Genomic DNA, 22,832 nt, shown 5'->3' on the forward strand with positions numbered 1-22,832 from the left:
GTCAGACCGCCCGTCGCATCGGGATCGGCTTGACGACCGGGCCGCCCGCTAGAGCCCGCTCGTGCGGAGCAGCCGAGATCGCGCCATCGGGCGCGGGCAGCAGCATCCGCGCCGATCGGGGAACCGGGAACCGCCGGCTCGACACGGTGACCGTCAGCTCGCGGTCGCTGAGGTAGCCATCGCCGTCGCCCAATCCCGACCACCGCGGATCGGTGACGTCGAGCATCGCCTCGGTCTGCGGCCACGGCCCCTGCACGAGCAGCACCGTGCCGCGGTCGCGCAGCCGGCCGGCGAGCTTGGCGATATCGGAGTCTTTCGCCCGTTCGGGCGGACGCACCGCGACGATAGGAAGCACGTCGGCGATCGTCGCGGTGACGGCGAGCCACCGGGCTCCCGGATCGGGGATCAGCACGACGCGGGACAGATCGACCCCGGCGTGCTCCGCCGCTTCGGCCCCGAAGCCCGGCATCCCGACCACACCGCACCACGACCCGGTCTGCGACGGCTGGGCGAGCAGGGCGAACAGCAGCGAGGACGACGAGCCGAGCGAATAGGCGGCGCCGGGCCGCAGCCCCCGCCCGGGCAACAGCCCGGCCAGGGCAGGATGGGTCGGCAGCACCGGAGCATCGAGGCGGCGCCCCTGCATCCGCTCCATCTGCGCGCGCAGTCGCTGCACGTCCTCGGCGGCAGCGGGATTGCGCATGATCGACCTCACTCAGCAAGGGTAGAACATATGTTCTAGACCATCAATGTCGAGATCGAAGATACGACCGACGTCCGACATCGCGTGGCAGATTGGATCGCGTGAACGCCTCCGACACCCCGCCCGTGACCCTGCGCCCCTACCGGTCGGCCGTCTGACGAACTACCGAATGCGGAAGGTCCTGTCACACGTCACGCGTTCTGAGGACGAGAAGAGCGGCGAGCGTCGTCCATAGCGTGAAGATCGCCATGATCCCGAGTCCCACCAGCGGCGGCATCCCGCTCGTCGTCCCGACAGCGTACGAGGCCTGGCCGGCCGTCGTGGGCCAGTAGGTACCCGCGAACTCACCGACGACCCCGGGCATTCCCGGGGCGAGAGCGGGCACGAGAAGCGCAACGGACACGATGATCGCGAGCGCACCGGAAGAGCTTCGCGTGATGATGCCGAATCCGAGGCCGAGGACGGCCGCGAGGACGAGGTACACGATCGCACAGACGATGGCCCGAGCAGTTCCAGGGTCATCGAGTGCCGACACGGGCAGGCCGGCCGCAGCGAGCGCGGCCTGCGTGGCACCGAAGCTGCCTGCCACCGCCGCGACTGCCACGACCAAGCCGATGAGCGCCGAGACTCCCAGCTTCGAAGCCAGGAGAGCCCCGCGCCGGGGCACGATGGCGAGGCTCGTGACGATCTGCCCCGAGCCGTATTCACTGGTGATGGCCTGCGATCCGATGGTCGCCAGGAGGATCTGACCGACCAGGATGCCCTTGAAGCTGATGCCGGTGGGGTCAAAATCGGAAGGGAGCGCGGCCTGCCAGTCGGCCACGAGCCCGCTCACCCCCAGCAGGCTGACCATCACCGTCACGACGACGGCCGAGGCAGCGAGGATCCAGGTGCTGTGGACGCTGCGGGCTTTGATCCATTCGGAAGCGAAGAGGTTCATGTCAGGCGGCCTTCTGCTCGATTGCGGTCATGGCGAGAAACGCGTCTTCGAGCGAGTCCCGAACGAGGGTGAGCTCGAACACCTCGGCGCCGGCGGCGGAGGCGATGCGGCCGACGCTCTCCGTCGTCACCCCCGAGACGATGAGGACGTCGTTGCGATCGGCGTCTGCCCGAACCAGAAGCCCGGCTCGCCGGAGCGCATCACGCAGGACGTCGGCATTCGGAGTCCGAACGCGGACGTACTCGTTCGTGTGCGAGGCGATGAATGCGTCCAAAGACTGGTCGGCGAGCAGACGACCGTGGTTGATCACGATGAGGTGATCCGCCGTCAGTTGCATCTCACCCATCAGATGGCTCGAGAACAGCACCAATCGGCCTTCCGCAGCGAGCTCGCGCATCAGGGATCGAGCCCAGCGGATGCCTTCCGGGTCGAGCCCGTTGAGAGGTTCGTCGAAGATGACGATGCCGGGGTCGCCGATCAACGCCGTGGCGATCCCCAGCCGTTGCTTCATCCCGAGCGAGAAGTCGCCAGCCGGCCGGCTCCCTGCTTCAGCCAGGCCCACCAACTCCAGAACCTCCCCGACTCGACCCCGCGGCACGCCTCCAGCACGCGCGACGGACGCGACATGATCCACGGCCGTACGCCGCGGATGAACGGCACGCGCATCGAGCATCGCGCCGATCACCCGCATCGGATGGGGCAACTCATGCAGACGATGCCCGTTCACGGTCGCGGCGCCGCTCGTGGGCTTGTCCAGGCCGAGGAACATGCGGAGAGTGGTGGACTTGCCCGCCCCGTTCGGCCCGAGGAAGCCGGTCACGATCCCGGGCCGAACCTGGAATGACAGACCGCCCACGGCGGTGACGGTTCCATAGCGCTTGACGAGATCGTGAGCTTGGAGAGATGCCTGCGTTGTCTTCTGCACGGCAGGTACACTACACCGTACCGTGTAGCTTTGCTGCACTGGTCGGTGTAGAGTTCGGGAAGAGCAAAGGATGACGATGAGCGATGCGAGGCCGGTTAGGCAGGGCCAGGAGCAGAAGCGCTCCGCGATACTCACGGCGGCGCGAGAGCTCTTCGTCGAGGTGGGCGTCGAGCGATCGAGTATGGATGCCGTTTCGGCGCGCGCGGGTGTCTCCAAGCGCACCGTCTACGACTACTACGGCGATAAACGGCGGCTGCTGCTCGGAGTGGTCGAGAGCGCGGGCGAGACGGCCGTGAACACCCTCCGAGAGCTGGCCGAGACGCACCTGCCGGACACCGTCGCGATCGACGGCCGCGATGGATTGCACCAGGCTGTGATCGCGTTCGCCGCCGAACTCGGGGGGTTCCTCGCCACGTCGACGAACTACGCAGCCGCTGTCAAGCTGATCTCGGAGAACGAGTCGCTCCTGCCCGAACTCGAGGACCACCCGCTGGACCGAGCGCACGCCGACGTTCTCGCCGAGCGCTTCGCTCACTTCGCGACCGAGGGTCTGCTCGACCTCGACGACCCGGGACTCGCCGCCGAGCATTTCCACGCGCTCACGACGCTCCGGGTTCTCAACGAGCCCGCTCGCCGCCGGACGGACGCCGAGCGGGTCCGACAGATCATGACCGATGGCGCCGGCGCATTCCTGCGCGCTTACGGCCCGAGAGCGCGGTAGGCGCGCACCGCGGCGATCAGGCGGCGAGACTCAGGTACGGCTCCCAGCGCGGGTCGGATCGCTCCGTGCCCCGTACGGCCCACTGCGGGCCTCGCGGGGGCTTCGGCAGCCATCGCAGCTCCCACCCCATCTCCTGCGGAGTGTGGTCGCTCTTGAGGTTGTTGCACCGCAGGCAGCAGGCGACGAGGTTCTCCCACGAGTTGCTGCCCCCGCGCGAACGCGGCATCACGTGGTCGATCGTCGACGCCGCTTTCCCGCAATAGGCGCATCGGTGCGCGTCGCGGCGGAGCACGCCACGCCGCGTCACCGGCACGCGGCGCGCATTCGGGATACGGACGTACCGGGTCAGGACGATCACGGCCGGGCGTTCGTACGTTCCATCGATCCCGAGAACGGGATCGTGGACGACGTGCTCGACGATCGTCGCCTTGTCGTTCAACACCAGGAGGAGGGCCCGACGGAACGACACCACAGCGAGTGGCTCATACCCGGCGTTCAGTACCAGAGTGCGCATTTCCTGTCCTCACGAACTGCCCTGACGGCTTCAGCGGATGTTCGATGACCGACGTCGCGCGAGCCGTGCGGGCAGGCCCCGCGAGGGTGCGAGCACGAAAAAAGGCGCTGTCATGAAGACAGCGCCTTGATTCACGGCCGAGGCCGCAGTGGTGCACACGATGCCGCAGGACGTAGCGACCGATCGCATTCACGGTTCGAATGCCCGGTACTGGTCCCATCGGCTCCCCCTCGGCGTGCGCGAGCGTCGCGTTCAGGGTAATACACCCTTGACCCAGGAAGGTCGACGGGAGATGAACGGATGATGCGTGTCGTCAGCCCGCGTTCGCGACGAGCCACGACTCGGCGTTCATGTACGCACCGTCGACCACGATCTCGAGATGCAGGTGCGTTCCGAACGCGCGGCCCGTATCGCCGACCTGGCCGAGCAGCTGTCCCGCCGAGACGGTGTCGCCGACCTGCACCGCGCGGGTGCCCCAGTCCATGTGCGCGTAGAGGCTCGTGACGTTCGTGCCGTTGATGTTGTGCGCGACCTTGACGTACACGCCCCAGCCCGGACCGCTCTCGCTCGAGGCGACGACCGTGCCGTCGGCGACCGAGTAGATCGGCGTGCCACGGTCGGCCATGTAGTCGGTGCCGCGGTGACCTGCGTACGGGGTGCCGAAGTTGTTGAACGACATCAGCGGACGACGCACGAGACCGGAACCCGGCGCGACGAGCGGGATCGACTGGCTGTACGACGTCGACGACGAGGCGGTCGAGCTGCTCGCGGAGATGCGGTTCGCGAGGGCCTCGGCGGCTGCCTTGGCGGCGGCCTCCTCGTCCTTCTTCTTCTTGATCTCTTCGGGCGTGGTCGCCGTGAAGCCACTGCGGTCGAGAGACGCGGGTCCGACCTCGGACGCGACGACGATCGACTGCGCGTTGTTGGCGGCGACCTGCTGCAGCGTCATCGCGTCGGCCGACGTACCGCGCACGGCGGCGAAGGCCGGGATGGCGACGGTGGCGACAAGGCCGACCACGGCAGCGACGGTGAAGGTGCTGCGAACGGGGTGGACCCGGCGACGGCTCCGGCGGGAAGCGCGGTTCTCGATGGTCGCGACGTCCCGCTTCTGCTTCTTCGCCATCGGGAAGCGGCGGCCACGCAGGGCGCGACCAGAGCGTTCGGGATTCGTCGCGTCGACCTCGGGTACGTCTACCGACGAATCGTTGTGTTCAGCCAAATCAGTCCTCCGGCGCCTCTGCGCGATGGTCTGCGCTGGCTCGTCGACACTGCGCGTGTAGGTCCACGCGACATTCGGGTGTCACCGCGTGGACGACGAGCCGAAGAGGCAATCCATGCAGCGGTCTCGGGCGGGCTTCTCGCCTGAAGACTTCTCGAGGCTACCGGAAGGTAACGAATAAGTCACGCTGTCGTTCCCTTCCCCACCGGACGCTCAGGTCCGGTGGCCAAACGCTCGCGGACTCAGTCGCGACGCGTGAGGAAGATGTGCGACGCGACCTCGACGGGCAGCTCGAGCCCCTCGTCGACACCGTCCATCTGAACGAGGACGTACCCCTCCGAGAACTGGAACGTGCCGTCGCGGCCGGGGACGACGCCCGCTGCCCGCAGCTGCTGCAGCAGTTCGGGGTCGACCTGGGCCGGCTCGGCGAGCCGTCGCACGGTGCCCTCGATCGGCCCGCCGGTCTCGTTCAGCAGACGCACGAGGCCCACCACTCCGTCGTCGAAGGTGCGCGCAGGCACATCACCGAGCTGGTCGAGACCGGGGATCGGGTTGCCGTAGGGCGATTCCGTGGGGTGACCGAGCAGCTCGATGAGGCGACGCTCGACGAGCTCGCTCATCACGTGCTCCCAGCGGCAGGCCTCTTCGTGGACATAGGCCCAGTCGAGTCCGATGACATCACTGAGCAGGCGCTCGGCGAGACGGTGCTTGCGCATGACGTCGACCGCCTTCTGCCGGCCGCTGTCGGTCAGCTCGAGCGAGCGGTCTTCCGACACGACGACGAGTCCGTCGCGCTCCATGCGGCCGACCGTCTGCGAGACGGTGGGGCCGGAGTGCCCGAGGCGCTCGGAGATGCGTGCACGCAGGGGGACGATCGCCTCTTCCTCGAGTTCGAGGATGGTACGCAGATACATCTCTGTCGTGTCGATGAGATCGGTCATCACAGCCCTTGTCGTGCGCGTGGTCGGGAGGATCCCAGCCTATCCGCTGGTGAGGACATGCGAGGCTGCCCTTACCTCCTGCTCATGGCACGGCGGGCCCGGACGCCGCCCCTAGAATCGGCTCATGGCGCACGTCACCCTGCCCCGAGACATCCTTCCCCGCGACGGCCGCTTCGGCTGCGGTCCCGCCAAGATCCGCCCCGAGCAGGTCGCCGCCCTGTCGGGTCCCGGCTCGATCCTGCTCGGCACGTCGCACCGCCAATCGCCGGTGAAGAGCCTCGTCGGCCAGGTCCGCTCCGGCCTGTCCGATCTGCTGCGGCTGCCCAACGGATACGAGATCATCCTCGGCAACGGCGGATCGACCGCGTTCTGGGATGCCGCGGCATTCGGCCTCATCGAGAACCGCAGCCAGAACCTCGTCTTCGGCGAGTTCGGCGGCAAGTTCGGCGCGGCCGCATCCGCGCCCTGGCTCCAGGCTCCCGACATCCGCAAGGCGGAGCCCGGCTCGAGCATCTCGGCCGAGGCTGTGGAGGGCGTCGACGTGTACGCCTGGCCCCACAACGAGACGTCGACCGGTGTCGCCGCCCCCGTGCGCCGCGTCGTCGGCGACGAAGGCGCGCTGACCGTCATCGATGCCACGAGCGCGGCGGGCGGAATCGACTTCTCGGTCTCGCAGTGCGACGTCTACTACTTCGCCCCGCAGAAGAACCTCGGCTCGGATGGCGGCATCTGGTTCGCCGCGGTCTCCCCCGCCGCGATCGAGCGGATCGAGCGGGTCGCCGCGTCGGGCCGCTACATCCCCGAGTTCCTGAGCCTGAAGAACGCGCTCGACAACTCGCGACTCAACCAGACACTGAACACGCCCGCCGTCGCGACGCTCTATCTGCTCGACAAGCAGCTCGAGTGGATCCACAGCAACGGCGGCCTGCAGTGGGCGGCTGACCGCACCGCAGAGTCCTCTTCGGCGCTGTACGACTGGGCCGAGGCGTCCGAGCACGCGACGCCGTTCGTCGCCGATCCCGCCGACCGCTCCCCCGTCGTGGTGACGATCGACTTCGACGACACCGTCGATGCCGCTGCCGTCGCCAAGAGCCTGCGCGGCAACGGCATCGTCGACACCGAGCCGTACCGCAAGCTGGGCCGCAACCAGCTGCGCATCGCGACGTTCGTCTCGATCGAGCCCGACGACGTGCGCCAGCTGATCAAGTGCATCGACTACACGATCGACCGTCTCTGAGCGCGTAACGCCGCTGAGACGACAGAAGGGATGCCGCACCGCGCGGCATCCCTTCTGTCGTTCCCGTTCGAGCGGTCAGCGCTCCCAGGGCGATTCGTCATGGTCGGAGTCGTCGTTCTCGTCCGAATCATCGTCCTCGTCCGAGTCGTCATCATCGTCGTCGAACTCGTCATCCGAGTCGTCTTCGTCGTCATCGGCAGCGCCGGAATCGAGCGCGTCGATGTCGACCCCGTCGACGTCGCCCGCGTGGGTGACCGCCGTGCTGCCGTCCGCGAAGTCGTCTTCGTCCGCGTCGTCGTCGAGGTCGTCCGCGTCGTCATCGAGATCCGCCGCGTCGTCGTCGAGATCGTCCGCGTCGTCGTCGCTGTCATCGTCCTCGTCCGCGGCGGCCTGAGCGGCCTGGTAATCCGCGAGCCGCACGGCCCACGGAACCCACTCGGGAGCGAGCAGCGCTCCGACGGCCGGGAGCAGCTCGACCTCGAGCACCGTCGGCTCGGCGTCTTCGACCACGGCGACGCTGACCGTCCACAGCCACCCGGGGTAGCCGGCCAGACGGTTGGCGAAGCGCAGGGATACGACGCCTGCGGCCTCGACGACGTAGTCGACGGGATCGCCGACGGTCGACGGGGGCGTGATCTCGGCGAGCGCAGCCAGGGCGAGATCGTGAGCGGCGAGCAGACGCTCGTCGACCGCAACCGGCTCGGACGCTACGGCATCTTGGGTCGCTGCGGCCTCGCCGGACGCCGGCTGGATGACTTCGACCTCGTCCGTCGCCGACGTGTCGGCGGGCTCAGGCGTCGAGGTCATCGGCGACCTTGCGCAGCACCGCGGCGATCTTCTTGCCGTGACCCGAGCTGGGGTAGCGACCGCGACGGAGATCGGCGCCGATGCCGTCGAGGAGCTTCACGAGGTCCTCGACGATGATCGCCATGTCGTCCGCGGGCTTGCGGTTGCGCTTGCTCAGGCTCACGGGAGCCTCGAGCACGCGGACGGCCAGCGCCTGCAGACCGCGCTTGCCATCAGCGACACCGAACTCGAGGCGCGTGCCGGGCTTGAGCGACTCGGTGCCCGCCGGGAGTGCCGTGGCGTGCAGGAAGACGTCCTGGCCGTCATCGGAGGAGATGAAGCCGAACCCCTTCTCGTCGTCGTAGAACCTGACCTTGCCGGTGGGCATGTGCGTACCTCGCTGTCACGGACCGCGTTTCGCGGGCAGAACCGAATGCCGGGGCCGTGTCAGCCCCGGTAACCAGCCTACGGCACCACTGCGAACCGCTACGCTGATGCGGATGAGCACGCGCAGCACGGGCGACGACCTTCCGGTCCGCCGTATCGACCGCATCCTCGCGTTCATGTCGCTGGGGCTGCTGATTCTGGCGATCGTCTGTTTCTTCGCGATCATCATCGGCACCGCGACCGGCATGGAGCAGGCAGACTTCGGCACCGGAGCGTGGCCCACGGTCAGCGCCATCGTGTGGATCGCGCCGCCCGTCGCGTTCGCCCTGCTGCTGACGGTGCTGATCATGACCTTCATCCGACGGAGCCGGGCCAACAAGGGCCGGTGACGTGTCTCCCGTCGACGCCCGTGCCCTCGCGAGCTGGCTCGCCACGGTCGACGACGACGTCCTGACGGACCTGCTCCGTCGACGACGCGTCTCGCCCGACGTCGCCTGGGCCGATTTCTTCGACGCCGCCGAGGCCCTGCTCGATCCCGCGGCGGTGGCCAAGGCCGCTCCGCTTCTCTCCCGGCCGCTCGTCGAGGCCATGGACGACGCGGTCGCCTCCGGCGATGCGGTTCCGCCCGGTACGGCACGCGACGCCCTGCTGCATCTCGGGCTCGTCTCTCCTGGCGGGATGCCCTACGCCGGTGCCGCTGCGGCGTGGCGCGATGTCCCCCGCCCCGAGGCCCCCGGCCGTTCCATCACGAGGGGCTCGCCGGAGGATGATGCGCAGCTGGCCGAACGCGCCTTCACCGCGCTCTCATCACTCGCCGATGTCCTGTCGCTGACGCAGCCCTCGCCCCTCGGACGCACCGGTGCGGGAACCCTGGGTGCCGCCGACCGCCGCCGGCTGATCGAAGCAGGAGCGGTGGCGGATGCCGAGACAGCCGACCTCGTGATCGGGATCGGTCTCGACGCCGGGCTCCTCGGTCCGGTCGACCGCGAGTGGCGGGTGACGACCGAGGGAACCGCCTGGTTGCTCCGTGGCTCCGCCGATCGCTGGGCCGACACCGCCGGCCGCCTGCGCGACGCGCTCCCGGCGGCTCTGCGGACGGCGGGCGGCGGATGGCAGCCGCCGGCGCAGTGGCACCTCGCCTATCCGCTCGACCCGCAGTGGTACGCCCGCGCCGACCGCCTGACGGCGCAGTGGCGGCTGTGGGCGATCATCGACGCATCGGGGCGCCCGGCAGCCTGGGCGACGGCGCTCGCGAACGGAGGCGACGTCGACCGGACGACGCTGCAGGAGCACCTGCCCGGCGAGGTCGACCGCATCTTCCTCCAGAACGACCTCACGGCGATCGCGCCCGGGCCGCTCGAGCCCGCGATCGATGCGCGGCTGCGCCGGGCGGCGCGGCGCGAGTCGCGCGCGCAGGCGTCGACCTACCGGTTCTCGGCCGAATCGATCGGAGCGGCGCTCGCGGCCGGAGAGGATCCGGCATCCCTCGCCGAGTTCCTCACCGCGATCTCGCTGACCGGCCTGCCGCAGCCGCTGGCGTACGAGCTCGAACGGGCGGCCGGCCGCCACGGCCGACTGCGCGTGGGCTCCGACCCCACCGGTCGAACGCAGGTCACCGCATCCGACCAGGGTGCCCTCGACACGCTCGCCGTCGATCAGGCACTGCGTCCGCTCGGGCTCGTGCGCGATGGCGACCGGCTCGTCAGCCGCAGCTCGGTCGACGCCGTCTTCTGGATGCTGAGCGACGCTCGCTACCCCGTCGCCGCGGTCGACGAGAACGGAGAGGTACGGATCCTCGACCGCGCCAAGCTGGCCGCATCGGCGGACGACGCACCGGCGGGCACCGACGACACCCGCTTCTTGCCTCTCATCGAGCGAATGCGTCGAGCCCATTCCTCCGACGACGCGGATGCCGCGTGGCTGGGGCGCGAGCTCGAGCAGGCGGTCAAGGCACGCGCGGTGATCGAGGTGAGCGTGCGTCTGCCGGACGGCTCGACGCGTGACTTCGTGCTCGAAGCGACGGGGCTGGGCGGCGGCCGGCTGCGTGGGCGCGACCGCGCCTCGGATGTCGAACGCACTCTGCCGGTGTCGAGCATCGTCTCCGCCCGGCTGACCTGAGCATCGCAGGCACTCTCCGTACAGGCCGACGTGGGCTGAGCACCGGTACGATTGCTCGTTATGGCTGATGGCCCCCTGATCGTCCAGAGCGACCGCACCGTGCTGCTGGAAGTCGCCCACCCGAGCGCGGAGGACGCGCGGCACGAACTGGCGATCTTCGCCGAGCTCGAGCGGGCGCCCGAGCACATCCACACCTATCGCATCACGCGCCTGGGACTGTGGAACGCACGCGCCGCGGGGCACGATGCCGAAGACATGCTGGCCACACTCGACCGCTGGTCGCGCTTCCCCGTGCCGCCGTCGGTGTCGACCGACATCCGCGAGACGGTCACGCGCTACGGACGCCTGGTCATCGAGCGCGACGACGAGGGCACCCTGATCCTGCGCTCGAGCGACGCGGCCGTTCTCTCGGAGGTCACGCGCAACAAGCGCATCCAGCCGCTGCTCCTGGGCAACCCCACGCCCGACACGTATGTCATCGACGCCTGGGCCCGCGGCCAGATCAAGCAGGAGCTGCTGAAGATCGGCTGGCCCGCCGAAGACCTCGCCGGCTTCACCCCCGGCACACCGCATGAGATCGAGCTGCACGAGGACGGCTGGAACCTGCGCCCCTACCAGCGCAAGGCGGTCGACATCTTCACCGAGGGCGGCTCAGGCGTCGTCGTACTCCCCTGCGGGGCCGGTAAGACGCTCGTCGGAGCCGCAGCGATGGCCGACACGAAGACGACCACGCTCATCCTCGTGACCAACACCGTCAGCGCGCGGCAGTGGCGCAACGAGCTGCTCAAGCGCACGAGCCTGACCCCGGAGGAGATCGGCGAGTACTCCGGTCAGTCGAAGGAGGTCAAGCCGGTCACGATCGCGACCTACCAGATCCTCACCGCGAAGCGGAAAGGCGAATACGCCCACCTCGCGCTCCTCGACGCGCTCGACTGGGGTCTCGTCGTGTACGACGAGGTGCACCTGCTGCCCGCCCCCGTGTTCAAGCTCACCGCCGACCTGCAGGCGCGACGCCGGCTCGGCCTCACCGCGACCCTCGTCCGGGAGGACGGCCGCGAAGGCGACGTGTTCAGCCTCATCGGCCCCAAGCGCTTCGACGCGCCGTGGAAGGAGATCGAGGCACAGGGCTTCATCTCCCCCGCCGTCTGCTACGAGGTGCGCGTCGACCTCCCGGCATCCGACCGCCTCGAGTACGCGGCCTCGGCCGATGACGAGCGGTACCGCCTGGCTGCCACCGCGCACGCGAAGATCGGGGTCGTTCGCGACCTCGTCGCGAAGCACACAGGCGAGCAGATCCTCGTGATCGGCCAGTACCTCGATCAGATCGATGTGCTGTCCGACGCGCTGGGAGCGCCGAAGATCACGGGTTCGACGCCCGTCGACGAGCGCGAGGAGCTGTACGAGGCGTTCCGAACGGGCGAGATCCCGGTGCTGATCGTGTCGAAGGTCGCGAACTTCTCGATCGACCTCCCCGACGCCTCCGTCGCCATTCAGGTCTCGGGATCGTTCGGCTCGCGCCAGGAGGAGGCGCAGCGACTCGGGCGTCTGCTGCGTCCGAAGTCCAACGGTCACACCGCGAGCTTCTACACGCTCATCGCGCGCGACACCGTCGACCAGGACTTCGCGCAGAACCGGCAGCGCTTTCTCGCCGAGCAGGGGTACAGCTACACGATCCTCGACGCCGAGAAGCTCGAAGCCGCCTGAGCCGGTCGACGTGCGGGGCGCGTGTCAGGGCTTGGTGAGCTCGGGCGTCGGCTCGCCGGGAAGCGGCACGGTCGCCGTCGGCGTCGGCATGGGGATCGGCGGCGGCAGCTGGGTTCGCGGCAGCCCGTACGTGCGCGCGATCGGTCGCCGCCGCAGCACGTACTCGACGGCGAGACAGTAGCCCCCGAGCAGCAGCACCGACGTCGCGAAGCTGACCCAGCCGACATCCGCCGCCGCCGGGTCGGTTCCCGCCACGATCCCGGTCACGAAGGCCAGCAGGTTGTTGACGATGTGCACCGCGATCGCGGCCTCGAGTCCGCCGGTGCGCCACGTGAGCCAGCCCGCGGCGATCGCGAAGAGCGCGACGGCTGCCTGACCGACCGGGTCGTAGAGGTGTCCGATGACGAACAGGGGCACCGGCAGCAGGATGGCGAACAGCGGATGCCGCAGCCACCGCCCGATCGACTGCATCAGGTAGCCACGGAAGATGTACTCCTCTGCGGCGGCCTGGACCGGCACCACGAGGATGACCACGAGCAGACTCAGCCACAGCGTGGCGCCCGCCGGGGGCGTGAGCGACGCTCCGCCCTGCTCGGCCGGGAGCAGCGAGGTGACGATCGCGACGACGACCGCCATGGCCGCGGCGAGCCCGACGCACACGATCAGCCACCGCCAGCGCAGCCGCCCGAACACGGCGGAGGCGAACCCGAGACGACGTCCGTTGATGAGGAGCGACGCGAGCAGGTACGCGGGCAGCAGCAGCGCGATCGCGCCGAGGCCGACCAGCAGCGACAGCGGGTTCGTGACATCCAGGGAGTCGGAGGTCTCGAGCACGCGGTTCAGCGCCCGAGCCGCGTCGTCGCTCGACAGCGCGACGAGAAGCGCCGCGAGCGCGACGACGAGCAGCATGGCGAGATAGAAGACGATGCCGACGGCGCCCACCGCGAGCGGGGTCCACCACCCCGAACGACGACGTGCGAAGACGAGCCGATGGAATGCGAGACGGTCGGAATCGATCGGACGCGGCATGCCTCCATCCTCTCGCGCCCCCTACCAGGTCGACCCCTCGCGGCGCGATATCCAGCAAACCGATGGGATCCGGTGCCAGTATGGGCCTATGACAGCACCGCGCATTCTCGTCGTGGACGACGAACCGAACATCCGTGACCTGCTGATCACCGGGCTGAAGTTCGCCGGCTACCAGGTCCGCGCCGTGGGCAACGGCGCGCAGACGATCTCGGCCGTGCTCGAGGAGGAGCCCGACCTGATCGTGCTCGACGTGATGCTGCCCGACATGAACGGCTTCAGCGTCACCAAGCGCCTGCGGGGCGCGGGCTACACCGCGCCGATCCTCTTCCTCACCGCCAAGGACGAGACCGAGGACAAGATCGAGGGGCTCAACGCCGGCGGCGACGACTACGTCACCAAGCCGTTCAGCCTCGACGAGATCGTCGCGCGCATCCAGGCGATCCTGCGTCGCACGATGCAGGCCGACGAGGAGTCGATCATCCGGGCCGGCGAGCTGACGATGGACCAGGACACCCACGACGTCCAGGTCGGCGATGTCTCGATCGATCTGTCCCCCACCGAGTTCAAGCTGCTGCGCTACCTGATGCTCAACCCGAACCGGGTGCTCAGCAAGGCCCAGATCCTCGATCACGTCTGGGAGTACGACTTCAACGGCGACGCCGGCATCGTCGAGAGCTACATCTCGTACCTGCGGCGCAAGATCGATCCGCACTCGTCCGAGCCGCTGATCCAGACCAAGCGCGGCTTCGGATACATGCTCAAGGCCGACAAGTCGGCCTGATCCGCGGGAGCGCAGACGCCTGAGCGATTCCGCGAACGACGGCGTCACCCGATGGTGGCGCGGCATCAGCCTGCGCACGAAGGTGACCGGGGTCATCGTCACGTTGCTCGCGATGGGTCTGATCGCCGCGGGCGTCGGCACGATGATCTTCCTCCGGAACGCCCAAGTCGCAGCGCTCGACGGCAGCCTCCGTTCGCTGGCCCCGACCGACCTGGCGAGCACGGTGATGGATGTCACCGTCGAAGACGGCATCGCGCTCTTCGAGGCGAAGGAGTCACCGGCGCCGACCACCTTCGTCGTCGCGATCTACAGCGCCGAGGGCGAGCTGCTGTCGGTCGCGGGCGGACCCGAGTCGGTCCGCCCCGATCTGCCCGCCTCGTTCCCCCTCGACCGCACGGTCGTCAAGGGCACCGAGCCTTTCGAGCTCGCCGCCCGTCAGGGAACCGGCACCTTCCACGCGAGTGTCGATGTCCTCCAGCCCGAGGGGTCGCGTGAGAGCTATACGCAACTCGTCGCGCTGCCGCTCACCTCGGTGACACAGACCGTCGCGAACTTCATCAGCATCTACACCGTGATCGCCGCCCTCATCCTCGTGGCCGGCGCTCTCGGCACCCGCTGGCTCGTGACCCTCACCTTCCGCAGCCTCAGCCAGGTCGAGGAGACCGCGATGACGATCGCGGCGGGCGATCTGAGCCAGCGCATGGGCGACATCTCCCCCGGTACCGAGGTCGGCCGGCTGAAGATCGCCATCAACGCGATGCTCGACCGTATCGACACCGCCCTGGCCCAGCGCGACGCCACGGTCCAGCAGATGCGGCGGTTCATCGGCGACGCCAGCCACGAGCTGCGCACGCCGCTCGTGACGGTCCGCGGATACGCGGAGCTGTACCGCATGGGCGCGATCACCGACGCCGAGCACACCGCGCAGTCGATGGAGCGGATCGAGAAGGAGGCCGTTCGGATGAGCGGCCTCGTCGAAGACCTCCTGGCGCTCGCGCGCCTCGACGAACGCCGCGACCTGGTCATCGCGCCGGTCGACCTGCGTCCCATCGCCCGTGACGCCGCGCTCGACACGCGAGCGGCGGCGCCCGAGCGCCATGTCTCGGTGATCGAGTACTCCGATGAGACGCTCACGGTGGAGCTGCCGACGAACACGGGGACCGGCACGACGACGAAGCGTTCCGGCGGTGCCCGCAACCGCACCGGCCAGACGCTCTCCCGCCTGCGGCGGCGACCGAAGGACGAGCGGGGCGCTCGTTCGGGAGACTCCGGCACGGCGTCCCGGAAGACGGATGCCGCGTCCGCGAGCACGTCGCCCGGCGCGACCGCCGACACGAAGCCGCTGCTGCAGCCGAGCGAGCCGCCTCTCGTACCGGTCGTCCTCGGCGACGAGAACCGCATCCGCCAGGTCGTCGCCAACCTCATCGGCAACGCGCGGCGCTACAGCCCGGAGGGCACCCCGATCGAGATCGCCGTGGGCCTGGACCGCGACGCCCGCATGGGATGGATCTCGGTGATCGATCACGGCGAAGGCATCCCCGAACCCCTGCGCGAAAAGATCTTCCAGCGGTTCTGGCGGGCCGACACGTCGCGCACGCGCGAGACCGGCGGCTCGGGCCTCGGCCTGTCCATCGTCGCCTCGATCGTGGAGGCGCTGCACGGTTCGATCGACGTCCAGGCCACGCCGGGCGGCGGCGCCACGTTCCGGGTCGCATTCCCCTTGGCCGATCGCCGCGAGGCCGCCGAGCATCTCTGGATCGAGACCCAACCGCTGCCGCGTCTGCGCGACGAGCGCTGAGCGGAGTCGCGGCGGCTTCTCCCCCGCCGCATCGGGTGCCGGTCTCTCCCCGATCGCTTCCGCGGGCGAGCGCAGCGTGTCGGCGGCGACCTAGCGTGTCGGCATCCACCGCACACGACGCAAGGAGCGACATGGCCACCTTTTCGATCGACAGCGACGCCGTGGCGAGCGCCACCGCCGCCATCCGTGCCACCTCGGGACGCATCGAGAGCGACACCGGCGCGATGATGGCGCAACTGACACAACTGCAGGGATCGTGGACCGGCAGCGCCGCTCTCGCTTTCCAGGCCGTCGTCGAGAGGTGGCGCGCGGCGCAGCGCGAGGTGGAGGCGGCGCTCGGCGACATCGGATCGGCACTGGATGCCGCCGGCCAGCAGTACCTGCAGGCCGAAGCCGCGGCCGCGGGGCTGTTCCGCTGAAGCTCCCCCGAAACGCAGAACGGCCCCTCCCGAAGGAGGGGCCGTTCTGTATGCGATGGATCAGAAGTCCATGCCACCCGTGGGGTCGCCCGCGGGAGCCGGGGTCTTCTCCGGCTTGTCCGCCACGACCGCCTCGGTCGTGAGGAACAGGCCCGCGATCGACGCGGCGTTCTGCAGCGCGGAGCGCGTCACCTTGGCCGGGTCGATGATGCCCTGCTCGAACAGGTTGCCGTACTCGCCGGTCGCGGCGTTCAGGCCGTGTCCGATCTCGAGCTCGGCCACCTTGTTGGCGACGACGCCCGGCTCGAGGCCGGCGTTCAGAGCGATCTGCTTCAGAGGAGCCTCGATCGCGACCTTGACGATGTTCGCACCGGTCGCCTCGTCGCCCGAGAGCTCGAGACCGCTGAACGCGTTCTTGCCGGCCTGGATGAGCGCGACACCACCACCGGCGACGACACCCTCTTCCACAGCTGCCTTGGCGTTGCGGACGGCGTCCTCGATGCGGTGCTTGCGCTCCTTGAGCTCGACCTCGGTCGCAGCTCCGGCCTTGATGACGGCGACGCCACCGGCGAGCTTCGCGAGGCGCTCCTGGAGCTTCTCGCGGTCGTAGTCACTGTCGGTGTTGTCGATCTCGCGACGGATCTGGGTCACGCGGCCCTCGAGCTGAGCCGAGTCACCGGCACCCTCGACGATCGTGGTCTCGTCCTTCGTGATGATGACCTTGCGCGCACGGCCGAGCAGGTCGACGGTGGCGTTCTCGAGCTTGAGGCCCACCTCTTCGGTGATGACCTGGCCGCCGGTGAGGATCGCGATGTCCTGCAGCTGAGCCTTGCGACGGTCGCCGAAGCCGGGAGCCTTGACGGCAGCCGACTTGAAGATGCCGCGGATCTTGTTGAGGACCAGCGTCGCGAGAGCCTCGCCCTCGACGTCCTCGGCGATGATGAGGAGCTCCTTGCCCTCCTGGATCACCTTGTCGACGATGGGCAGAAGGTCCTTGATGTTCGAGATCTTCTGGTTCGCGATGAGGATGTACGGGTCCTCGAAGACGGCCTCCTGGCGCTCCGGGTCCGTGACGAAGTAGGGGTTGATGTAACCCTTGTCGAAGCGCATGCCCTCGGTGAGCTCGAGCTCGGTGCCGAAGGTGTTCGACTCCTCGACGGTGACGACGCCCTCCTTGCCGACCTTGTCGATGGCCTCGGCGATCAGCTCGCCGATCGAGGCGTCAGCAGCCGAGATCGAAGCGGTGGCAGCGATCTGCTCCTTCGACTCGACCTCCTTGGCGTCAGCGAGGAGCTGGTCGGTGATGGCCTTGACGGCCTTCTCGATGCCCTTCTTGAGCGAGATGGGGTCGGCGCCGGCTGCGACGTTGCGCAGGCCTTCGCGGACGAGCGCCTGAGCGAGGACGGTCGCGGTGGTCGTTCCGTCACCGGCGACGTCGTCGGTCTTCTTGGCGACCTCCTTGACGAGCTCCGCACCGATCTTCTCGTACGGGTCGTCGAGCTCGATCTCCTTGGCGATCGAGACGCCATCGTTCGTGATGGTGGGGGCGCCCCACTTCTTTTCGAGCACGACGTTGCGACCGCGCGGGCCGAGCGTCACCTTGACGGCGTCGGCCAGCGTGTTCAGGCCGCGCTCGAGGCCGCGGCGGGCCTCCTCGTCGAAAGCGATGATCTTTGCCATGTGTGTGTCGTCCCTCCCGGACGGTGGAGAACAGTCTTTAGCACTCGATGAACGTGAGTGCTAAAGCCATTCTGGCACTCGCCCATGGGGAGTGCAAGCCGCGTGGTCGGTGACGCGACCCGGGGAAACGACGGAGCGCACCGCGATGGCGGTGCGCTCCGTGGAGTGTTGCGATTCAGGCGACGACGCGCACCGATTCCGCTTGCGGACCCTTCTGCCCCGTCCCCACGGTGAACTCGACCGCCTGCCCCTCTTCGAGCACGCGGAAGCCGCTCATCTCGATGTTGGAGTAGTGGACGAAGACGTCCTGCCCTTCGTTCACGGTGATGAAGCCGAAACCCTTCTCGGCGTTGAACCACTTGACGGTGCCCTGTGTCATGCGAATCTCCTGATGCTGTGCGACAGCGTCATCGTATGCAGGGCGTTCCGCCGGATCCGGCGCTTCCGGTCACTGTTGACACGGCCGCATCGAGAATTTCACGAGCATGAAACACGCCCGGTCGTCAGCCCTCGCCGCCACCGCCCGCGCGGTCCTCGCCGACGACCACGGTGAGCTGCTTGCTGGGCTCCCCGTCCGCGCCGTCCGGGCCTGCATAGGCCTCGCTCATCTCCACGTCCGCTCCGCCAATCACTTGGGCGAGGCCCCGCGCGGCACCCTCGTCCTCCGCATGGACGTAGAAGATCGTGGTCGTCGCGAAGTCATGAGTGCTGGCGTCACCCGCGTCGACGACATCCGAGTTCCATCCGGCACCGACGACGGTGTCGCGGAGGGCGGTCGCCAGTCCGCGTTCCGACGTCGCGTTGAGGATCAGGACGGGATACGAGGTGTCGACGACCGGATCGGCCTCGACGGGAGCCTCGACCACGGACGTCGCCGTGGGCGCCGCCGGGAACAGCCCGATGCGACCGGTGACGATCATCGTGCCGAGGACGCCCGCCGCCACCAGGACGAGGACCGCGACGGCAGCCCAGACCAGGAGCACGCCGGCACGCAGCCGGGGGTTCTCGGCCCGGTGGGCGCCGACGCGGGTGGTGTCGGCGGGCAGCTCGTCGAAGCGGTCTTTCGGGTATGTCGTTGTCGGCACGGAGGAATGCTATCTGCCGAAGCTTCGCGTCACATGGCCGCGCGGTCGGCGCGCGAGCGCTCGGCCGCTGCACGCATGCGCCGCAGGCGGTGCACGAGCAGGGGGTCGTGCGACACCGCGTCGACCGACTCGATGATCCGCCCGAGCAGCTGGTAGTACCGCGCAGGGCTCAGCGCGAGCTCTTCGCGAACGGCCTCTTCTTTCGCGCCGCTGTGAGCACCCCAACGCGCCTCGAAATCGAGGATCGAGCGGTCGCGTTCGGAAAGTGCCACATCTCCACGCTACGACCGCGCGCGCTCGGAGCCGGGACGCCACTCCCACCATCGCCCGAGCGGGTCGGCCGCAGCGTCGATCTCCCCGTCGAGGGCGACCGCGAAGCCGTCGCGCCAGCCGGAGGGAGCACCGCCCGCCCAGCCGTCATGGGTGGCGGGCTCGTCGATCGTCAGCCAGCGCCCCAGTCCGCGCGCACGCGTGACCACGCCCGCGCGTCGTTCCCGCGGGATGTGCACGAGCACCCCGGGCGTGGTGATCACGAGCGTCGCGTCGGCCGGGGCGAGCGCTGCCACGTCCGGAAGAAGGTCGTACGCGTCGCCGGCGAACAGAAGGGGCGGGTCGGATGCCGCGACAGCCGCCGCCGCTCGGATGCGCTCCGCCCGCCCGCTCTCGCCCGGCCACACCAGGCGCGTCAGCCAGTCGACGTCGCGGGGATCGCGCACGTCCAACGGGGCGAGATCGATGCCGGCGCGCCAGACGATCTCGGGATGCCGCACGCGCGGCATCCGTGCGCCCCTCACCGCGCTCGTCAGCTCGACCGCAGACGCCCCCGCACGCGGATCGAGGCGCGTCTCGCCGTCGTCGCCCACGTACCGATACGAGTAGCGGTCGGGATACAGGCACAGTCCGGCACTGGCTCCCACTTCGAGCAGCGCGATCGGCCCGGCGACGCGCGACAGCGTCGGAAGAAGCGCCGCACAACGGAGCGGCTCGTTCGTCTGCACCGAGCGGACGAGGGTCTCCGTGACGACGGCGTCGGCGTGGGCGAGCACCCACGATGCCCACGACGATGAATCCACGTCGCCGGAACCCAGCAGGCGGCAGACCGCGAACACCAGCGGCGGCTGGCGGCGGTTCGCGGGAAGCCGCGAGAGCACGTGCTGGAGGTCTCGGTCTTCGACGACGCGACGCGCCCATGCCGCGTAGAGGTCGGAGCGTCCGGGCGCCTCGTCGACGGCGAAGCGCCGATATCGCTCGATCACGGCGGCGTACTCGTCGGACATGAAGCCATTCTCAGGGAACATCAACCGCCCGGGTCGAGTTGAATAGGACGAGGCGAAGGAGCAGACATGACCTATTCCGTGAACAAGACCGACGAGCAGTGGCGCGAAGAGCTCACCCCCGAGCAGTACGCCGTGCTGCGCCAGGCTGGTACCGAGCGTGCCTGGACGGGAGAACTGCTCGATGAGAGCCGCGCGGGCCTGTACACCTGCGCCGCCTGCGGTTCCGAGCTGTTCCAGAGCGGCACGAAGTTCGACTCGCACTGCGGTTGGCCGAGCTTCTACGAGTCGGTGCGCCCCGAGGCCGTCGAGCTGATCGAGGACCGCTCGCACGGCATGGTGCGCACGGAAGTGCGCTGCGCGAACTGCGGTTCGCACCTGGGGCACGTCTTCCCCGACGGTTTCGGCACGCCCACCGGAGACCGCTACTGCATGAACTCGCTGTCACTGTCGTTCACTCCCGAGCAGGAGAAGTGACCGGAGCCTTCGAGGCCGCCAGTGCGCGGAGATCGTGGTCGAAGGTCACCGACGCCGCGCCGACGCACGACGAACTCGCGCGGCTGGTGTCGGCCGCCGGCCGTGTCGCCGACCATTCCTCGTTGCGCCCCTGGCGACTCATCGAAATCCGAGGCGAGGGGCGCGACCGGCTGGGCCGGGCACTCGCCAAGGCCGAGGGTAAGCGCGGCGTCTCAACGAAGCCGCTGCGCGCTCCCCTGCTCATCGCGGTCGTCGCGAGCTACAGCAAGAAGACCAAGGTTCCGCGCTGGGAGCAAGAGGCTGTGGCATCCGGTGTCGCTCACATGCTGAGCCTGCTGCTCGACGAGGCCGGGTGGGGCGTGTTCTGGCGCACGGGAGGCGCGACGCGCTCCAAGCCGGTCGCTAAGGCGCACAAGCTCGGCAAGCGCGAAGAGCTGCTCGGGTGGCTCTACGTCGGCGGCAAGCCCGTCGATCGCGATTCCGGGCGCCGCAAGTCGATCGACGGCGAGGCGTTTCTGAGCCCGATGCCCTGAATCGGCCTCAGGTCGGAGGGTGCAAGCGGGATCCGAGCCTGCGTGCCGACAGCCGGCTTTCGTCGAGGAGGTCGGCGATGTCGACGTCGAGCGCTGCCGAGATCCGCGCCAGCTCTTCGATCGACATCGCCGACGGCTGCCGAACATGCAGGCGGCGGGCGAGCGTTCGCATCGGAATTCCGCTCGCCTCCGCCAGCCATTCCTGCGTCAATCGCTCATCCGCGAGAACTGCACGGATGGACCGAGCCACTCGAGCGCTTAGCAAGCCGTCTGCCATATGGCAACACTATTGACACTCTTGCCACATGGCAATAGTTGCGCCAAACTTGGCACGTGCCCACAGGAAGAACGCCGAACCCCGGCCCGCTCAGTCGCCACGTCGCAGATGCGCTGCTCGGAGAGATCGCTCGTCGCGGGTTGCGGCAGGCCGAAGTCGCCGCCCGAGCCGGCATGTCGGCCTCGCAGCTGTCTCGCGTCCTCGCCGCGAAGAAGGTCTTCACGATCGATCAGCTCGACGCGGTGTGCCGCGCCGTCGGCATCCCCATCGGGCAGGTCGTCGTCATGCCCGGTCAACGGAAGTGGCCCGGCGGCGGGGCCGTCGACGTCGCCGTAGCCAAGGCACCGCAGGAAGACCGCGGAGCCGACGACGGTGACGGTTGAGGAGGTAACGCGGCACGATGACGACAACTCCGCCAAACTGGGCATGTGCCCTCAGGAAAGACCCCGGAACCCGGCCCGCTCAGTCATCACGTCGCGAAGCTGCTGGCGACCGAGATCGCACGCCGCGGACTGCGGCAGACCGACGTCGCCGCCCAAGCGGGCATGTCGGCCTCGCAGTTGTCGCGCGTCCTCGCTGTCAAGAAGGTGTTCACGATCGACCAGCTCGACGCGGTCTGCCGCGCCGTCGGCATCCCCATCACCCAGGTCGTCGTCGTACCGGGCCAGCAGTCGCGCCGGACCCGCGACGGCTCCCCCATCCGTCGCATCGATGTCGGACCCTCACGCAATACTGAGCGGGCGGTGGCCAAAGCGCCACACGATGACCGCGGAGGGGACGACGGTGACGGATGACGAACTTCTCGACACACTTGATCTTCTCGGCGTACGCCTGACCATCACCGACCTGCCTCCCGATCGCGACGGAGAGTACGAGCACGGGCTCCGTATCGTCCGGCTCCGGCCGGGAATGGCCCGACGCCTCTATCGGTCGGTGCTGGCGCACGAGTGCGCCCATGCCGTCCACGGTGATGTGCCGCTTCGCGACCCGCACCACGCCGAACGGCAGGAGGCGAGAGCCGACGAATGGGCGGCGCGGATGCTGGTGTCCGTCGACGACTACGCGCGCGCCGAGAGCATTCACGACGGACACGTGGATGCGATGGCCCTCGAGCTCGATGTGACCGTCGACCTCATCCGGGCCTTCCAACGCACGCTCCGGCATCCTCGCACCCTTCGTATGCCGGACATTCCGACGGGCGCGCCGCGGTAGCACAGCGATCCGCATGCAGCCGACCGCATGAGTCGAGACGTAAAATCGAGGGATGCCCGGAGGCGCCTCGAG

28 protein-coding genes are annotated in these 22,832 nt (G+C 68.8%); 13 read left to right on the top strand and 15 right to left on the bottom strand.

The window, feature by feature from the left end:
• Nucleotide 1 precedes the first annotated feature (1 nt).
• The 3 genes from O1W71_RS09095 to O1W71_RS09105 form a co-directional block, all read right to left on the bottom strand.
• The gene (locus O1W71_RS09095) at nt 2-703 is read right to left on the bottom strand and encodes a hypothetical protein (RefSeq protein WP_269268027.1); all 702 of its coding nucleotides are present in this window, start codon (nt 701-703) and stop codon (nt 2-4) included.
• 184 nt (nt 704-887) lie between these two features.
• Nucleotides 888-1,643: an ABC transporter permease gene (locus tag O1W71_RS09100; protein ID WP_269267563.1), complete on the bottom strand. Its 756-nt coding sequence runs from the start codon at nt 1,641-1,643 to the stop codon at nt 888-890.
• A gap of 1 nt (nt 1,644) precedes the next feature.
• Nucleotides 1,645-2,568 carry an ABC transporter ATP-binding protein gene (locus tag O1W71_RS09105; RefSeq protein WP_269267564.1) on the bottom strand — a complete coding sequence of 308 codons (924 nt, stop codon included), beginning with the start codon at nt 2,566-2,568 and terminating at the stop codon, nt 1,645-1,647.
• Between the two features lie 76 nt (nt 2,569-2,644).
• On the opposite strand from O1W71_RS09105, the gene O1W71_RS09110 reads away from it, so the two are divergent.
• Entirely contained in the window at nt 2,645-3,289 is a 645-nt protein-coding gene (locus tag O1W71_RS09110; RefSeq protein ID WP_269267565.1) for a TetR/AcrR family transcriptional regulator, read from the top strand.
• A 16-nt stretch (nt 3,290-3,305) separates the two neighbouring features.
• Here the strand turns inward: O1W71_RS09110 and O1W71_RS09115 are convergent, their stop codons facing one another.
• The 3 genes from O1W71_RS09115 to O1W71_RS09125 all read right to left on the bottom strand — a co-directional run bounded on the left by O1W71_RS09115 (nt 3,306) and on the right by O1W71_RS09125 (nt 5,963).
• The gene (locus O1W71_RS09115; protein ID WP_114588335.1) at nt 3,306-3,803 is read right to left on the bottom strand and encodes an HNH endonuclease; all 498 of its coding nucleotides are present in this window, start codon (nt 3,801-3,803) and stop codon (nt 3,306-3,308) included.
• A 313-nt stretch (nt 3,804-4,116) separates the two neighbouring features.
• Nucleotides 4,117-5,022 carry a M23 family metallopeptidase gene (locus O1W71_RS09120; protein ID WP_112617091.1) on the bottom strand — a complete coding sequence of 302 codons (906 nt, stop codon included), beginning with the start codon at nt 5,020-5,022 and terminating at the stop codon, nt 4,117-4,119.
• 242 nt (nt 5,023-5,264) lie between these two features.
• Nucleotides 5,265-5,963: a metal-dependent transcriptional regulator gene (locus tag O1W71_RS09125; protein WP_094259799.1), complete on the bottom strand. Its 699-nt coding sequence runs from the start codon at nt 5,961-5,963 to the stop codon at nt 5,265-5,267.
• A gap of 124 nt (nt 5,964-6,087) precedes the next feature.
• Here O1W71_RS09125 and serC point away from each other — a divergent pair, with 124 nt between their 5' ends.
• Nucleotides 6,088-7,200: a phosphoserine transaminase gene (gene serC / locus O1W71_RS09130; protein ID WP_114588337.1), complete on the top strand. Its 1,113-nt coding sequence runs from the start codon at nt 6,088-6,090 to the stop codon at nt 7,198-7,200.
• A 75-nt stretch (nt 7,201-7,275) separates the two neighbouring features.
• Here serC and O1W71_RS09135 read toward each other — a convergent pair whose 3' ends face one another.
• Both O1W71_RS09135 and O1W71_RS09140 read right to left on the bottom strand, forming a co-directional pair.
• A complete protein-coding gene (locus O1W71_RS09135; RefSeq protein ID WP_269267567.1) occupies nt 7,276-8,007 on the bottom strand; it encodes a DUF3027 domain-containing protein in 732 nt (243 codons plus the stop codon).
• A complete protein-coding gene (locus O1W71_RS09140) occupies nt 7,991-8,374 on the bottom strand; it encodes a cold-shock protein (protein WP_023954781.1) in 384 nt (127 codons plus the stop codon). Before O1W71_RS09140 ends, O1W71_RS09135 begins: the two co-directional genes overlap by 17 nt.
• 112 nt (nt 8,375-8,486) lie before the next feature.
• On the opposite strand from O1W71_RS09140, the gene O1W71_RS09145 reads away from it, so the two are divergent.
• From O1W71_RS09145 to O1W71_RS09155, 3 genes are read left to right on the top strand one after another with little or no spacing between them, the layout of a single operon-like run.
• Complete coding sequence (locus O1W71_RS09145) at nt 8,487-8,762, top strand: multidrug ABC transporter ATPase (protein WP_269267569.1); 276 nt, start codon at nt 8,487-8,489, stop codon at nt 8,760-8,762.
• Between the two features lies 1 nt (nt 8,763).
• The gene (locus O1W71_RS09150) at nt 8,764-10,491 is read left to right on the top strand and encodes a helicase-associated domain-containing protein (RefSeq protein WP_269267571.1); all 1,728 of its coding nucleotides are present in this window, start codon (nt 8,764-8,766) and stop codon (nt 10,489-10,491) included.
• A gap of 60 nt (nt 10,492-10,551) precedes the next feature.
• Nucleotides 10,552-12,195, top strand: a complete 1,644-nt coding sequence (locus tag O1W71_RS09155; RefSeq protein WP_269267572.1) for a DNA repair helicase XPB — start codon at nt 10,552-10,554, stop codon at nt 12,193-12,195.
• Nucleotides 12,196-12,219: 24 nt separating this feature from the next.
• On the opposite strand, the gene O1W71_RS09160 is transcribed toward O1W71_RS09155, so the two are convergent.
• Complete coding sequence (locus O1W71_RS09160) at nt 12,220-13,224, bottom strand: CPBP family intramembrane glutamic endopeptidase (protein ID WP_269267573.1); 1,005 nt, start codon at nt 13,222-13,224, stop codon at nt 12,220-12,222.
• Between the two features lie 88 nt (nt 13,225-13,312).
• Here O1W71_RS09160 and O1W71_RS09165 point away from each other — a divergent pair, with 88 nt between their 5' ends.
• The 3 genes from O1W71_RS09165 (at nt 13,313) to O1W71_RS09175 (ending at nt 16,222) form a co-directional block, all read left to right on the top strand.
• Nucleotides 13,313-14,005 (top strand): response regulator transcription factor, encoded by a 693-nt coding sequence (locus O1W71_RS09165; protein WP_023954791.1) that lies wholly within the window; start codon nt 13,313-13,315, stop codon nt 14,003-14,005.
• A 142-nt stretch (nt 14,006-14,147) separates the two neighbouring features.
• On the top strand, nt 14,148-15,803 hold the full coding sequence (locus O1W71_RS09170; RefSeq protein WP_442924315.1) for a sensor histidine kinase: 1,656 nt from the start codon (nt 14,148-14,150) through the stop codon (nt 15,801-15,803).
• A 131-nt stretch (nt 15,804-15,934) separates the two neighbouring features.
• Entirely contained in the window at nt 15,935-16,222 is a 288-nt protein-coding gene (locus O1W71_RS09175) for a WXG100 family type VII secretion target (protein ID WP_269267574.1), read from the top strand.
• Between the two features lie 60 nt (nt 16,223-16,282).
• On the opposite strand, the gene groL is transcribed toward O1W71_RS09175, so the two are convergent.
• From groL to O1W71_RS09200, 5 genes are all read right to left on the bottom strand, one after another.
• Nucleotides 16,283-17,902: a chaperonin GroEL gene (gene groL / locus O1W71_RS09180; protein ID WP_112617101.1), complete on the bottom strand. Its 1,620-nt coding sequence runs from the start codon at nt 17,900-17,902 to the stop codon at nt 16,283-16,285.
• Nucleotides 17,903-18,077: 175 nt separating this feature from the next.
• Nucleotides 18,078-18,281, bottom strand: a complete 204-nt coding sequence (locus O1W71_RS09185; RefSeq protein WP_023954799.1) for a cold-shock protein — start codon at nt 18,279-18,281, stop codon at nt 18,078-18,080.
• Nucleotides 18,282-18,405: 124 nt separating this feature from the next.
• Nucleotides 18,406-18,987, bottom strand: coding sequence for a LytR C-terminal domain-containing protein (locus O1W71_RS09190; protein ID WP_112617102.1), 582 nt, complete (start codon nt 18,985-18,987; stop codon nt 18,406-18,408).
• 29 nt (nt 18,988-19,016) lie between these two features.
• Entirely contained in the window at nt 19,017-19,259 is a 243-nt protein-coding gene (locus O1W71_RS09195) for a DUF3263 domain-containing protein (protein WP_269267576.1), read from the bottom strand.
• A 9-nt stretch (nt 19,260-19,268) separates the two neighbouring features.
• Nucleotides 19,269-20,264 (bottom strand): DUF2332 domain-containing protein, encoded by a 996-nt coding sequence (locus O1W71_RS09200; RefSeq protein WP_269267577.1) that lies wholly within the window; start codon nt 20,262-20,264, stop codon nt 19,269-19,271.
• A gap of 66 nt (nt 20,265-20,330) precedes the next feature.
• On the opposite strand from O1W71_RS09200, the gene msrB reads away from it, so the two are divergent.
• Together msrB and O1W71_RS09210 are read left to right on the top strand one after the other, a co-directional pair.
• Nucleotides 20,331-20,738, top strand: a complete 408-nt coding sequence (gene msrB, locus O1W71_RS09205; RefSeq protein WP_269267578.1) for a peptide-methionine (R)-S-oxide reductase MsrB — start codon at nt 20,331-20,333, stop codon at nt 20,736-20,738.
• Nucleotides 20,735-21,271, top strand: coding sequence for a nitroreductase family protein (locus tag O1W71_RS09210; RefSeq protein ID WP_269267579.1), 537 nt, complete (start codon nt 20,735-20,737; stop codon nt 21,269-21,271). The genes msrB and O1W71_RS09210 overlap by 4 nt, the downstream gene beginning before the upstream one ends.
• 7 nt (nt 21,272-21,278) lie before the next feature.
• Here the strand turns inward: O1W71_RS09210 and O1W71_RS09215 are convergent, their stop codons facing one another.
• Entirely contained in the window at nt 21,279-21,548 is a 270-nt protein-coding gene (locus O1W71_RS09215) for a helix-turn-helix domain-containing protein (protein ID WP_269267580.1), read from the bottom strand.
• Nucleotides 21,549-21,604: 56 nt separating this feature from the next.
• Here O1W71_RS09215 and O1W71_RS09220 point away from each other — a divergent pair, with 56 nt between their 5' ends.
• Genes O1W71_RS09220 through O1W71_RS09230 form a run of 3 tightly spaced genes read left to right on the top strand, consistent with a single transcriptional unit; the run spans nt 21,605 to nt 22,760 of the window.
• Complete coding sequence (locus O1W71_RS09220) at nt 21,605-21,931, top strand: helix-turn-helix domain-containing protein (RefSeq protein ID WP_269267581.1); 327 nt, start codon at nt 21,605-21,607, stop codon at nt 21,929-21,931.
• Between the two features lie 45 nt (nt 21,932-21,976).
• Nucleotides 21,977-22,342, top strand: coding sequence for a helix-turn-helix domain-containing protein (locus O1W71_RS09225; RefSeq protein ID WP_269267582.1), 366 nt, complete (start codon nt 21,977-21,979; stop codon nt 22,340-22,342).
• The gene (locus O1W71_RS09230; protein WP_269267583.1) at nt 22,332-22,760 is read left to right on the top strand and encodes an ImmA/IrrE family metallo-endopeptidase; all 429 of its coding nucleotides are present in this window, start codon (nt 22,332-22,334) and stop codon (nt 22,758-22,760) included. The genes O1W71_RS09225 and O1W71_RS09230 overlap by 11 nt, the downstream gene beginning before the upstream one ends.
• The last annotated feature ends 72 nt before the right edge of the window (nt 22,761-22,832 follow it).

This window comes from Microbacterium sp. H37-C3, assembly GCF_027157935.1.
Lineage (GTDB): Bacteria > Actinomycetota > Actinomycetes > Actinomycetales > Microbacteriaceae > Microbacterium > Microbacterium plantarum.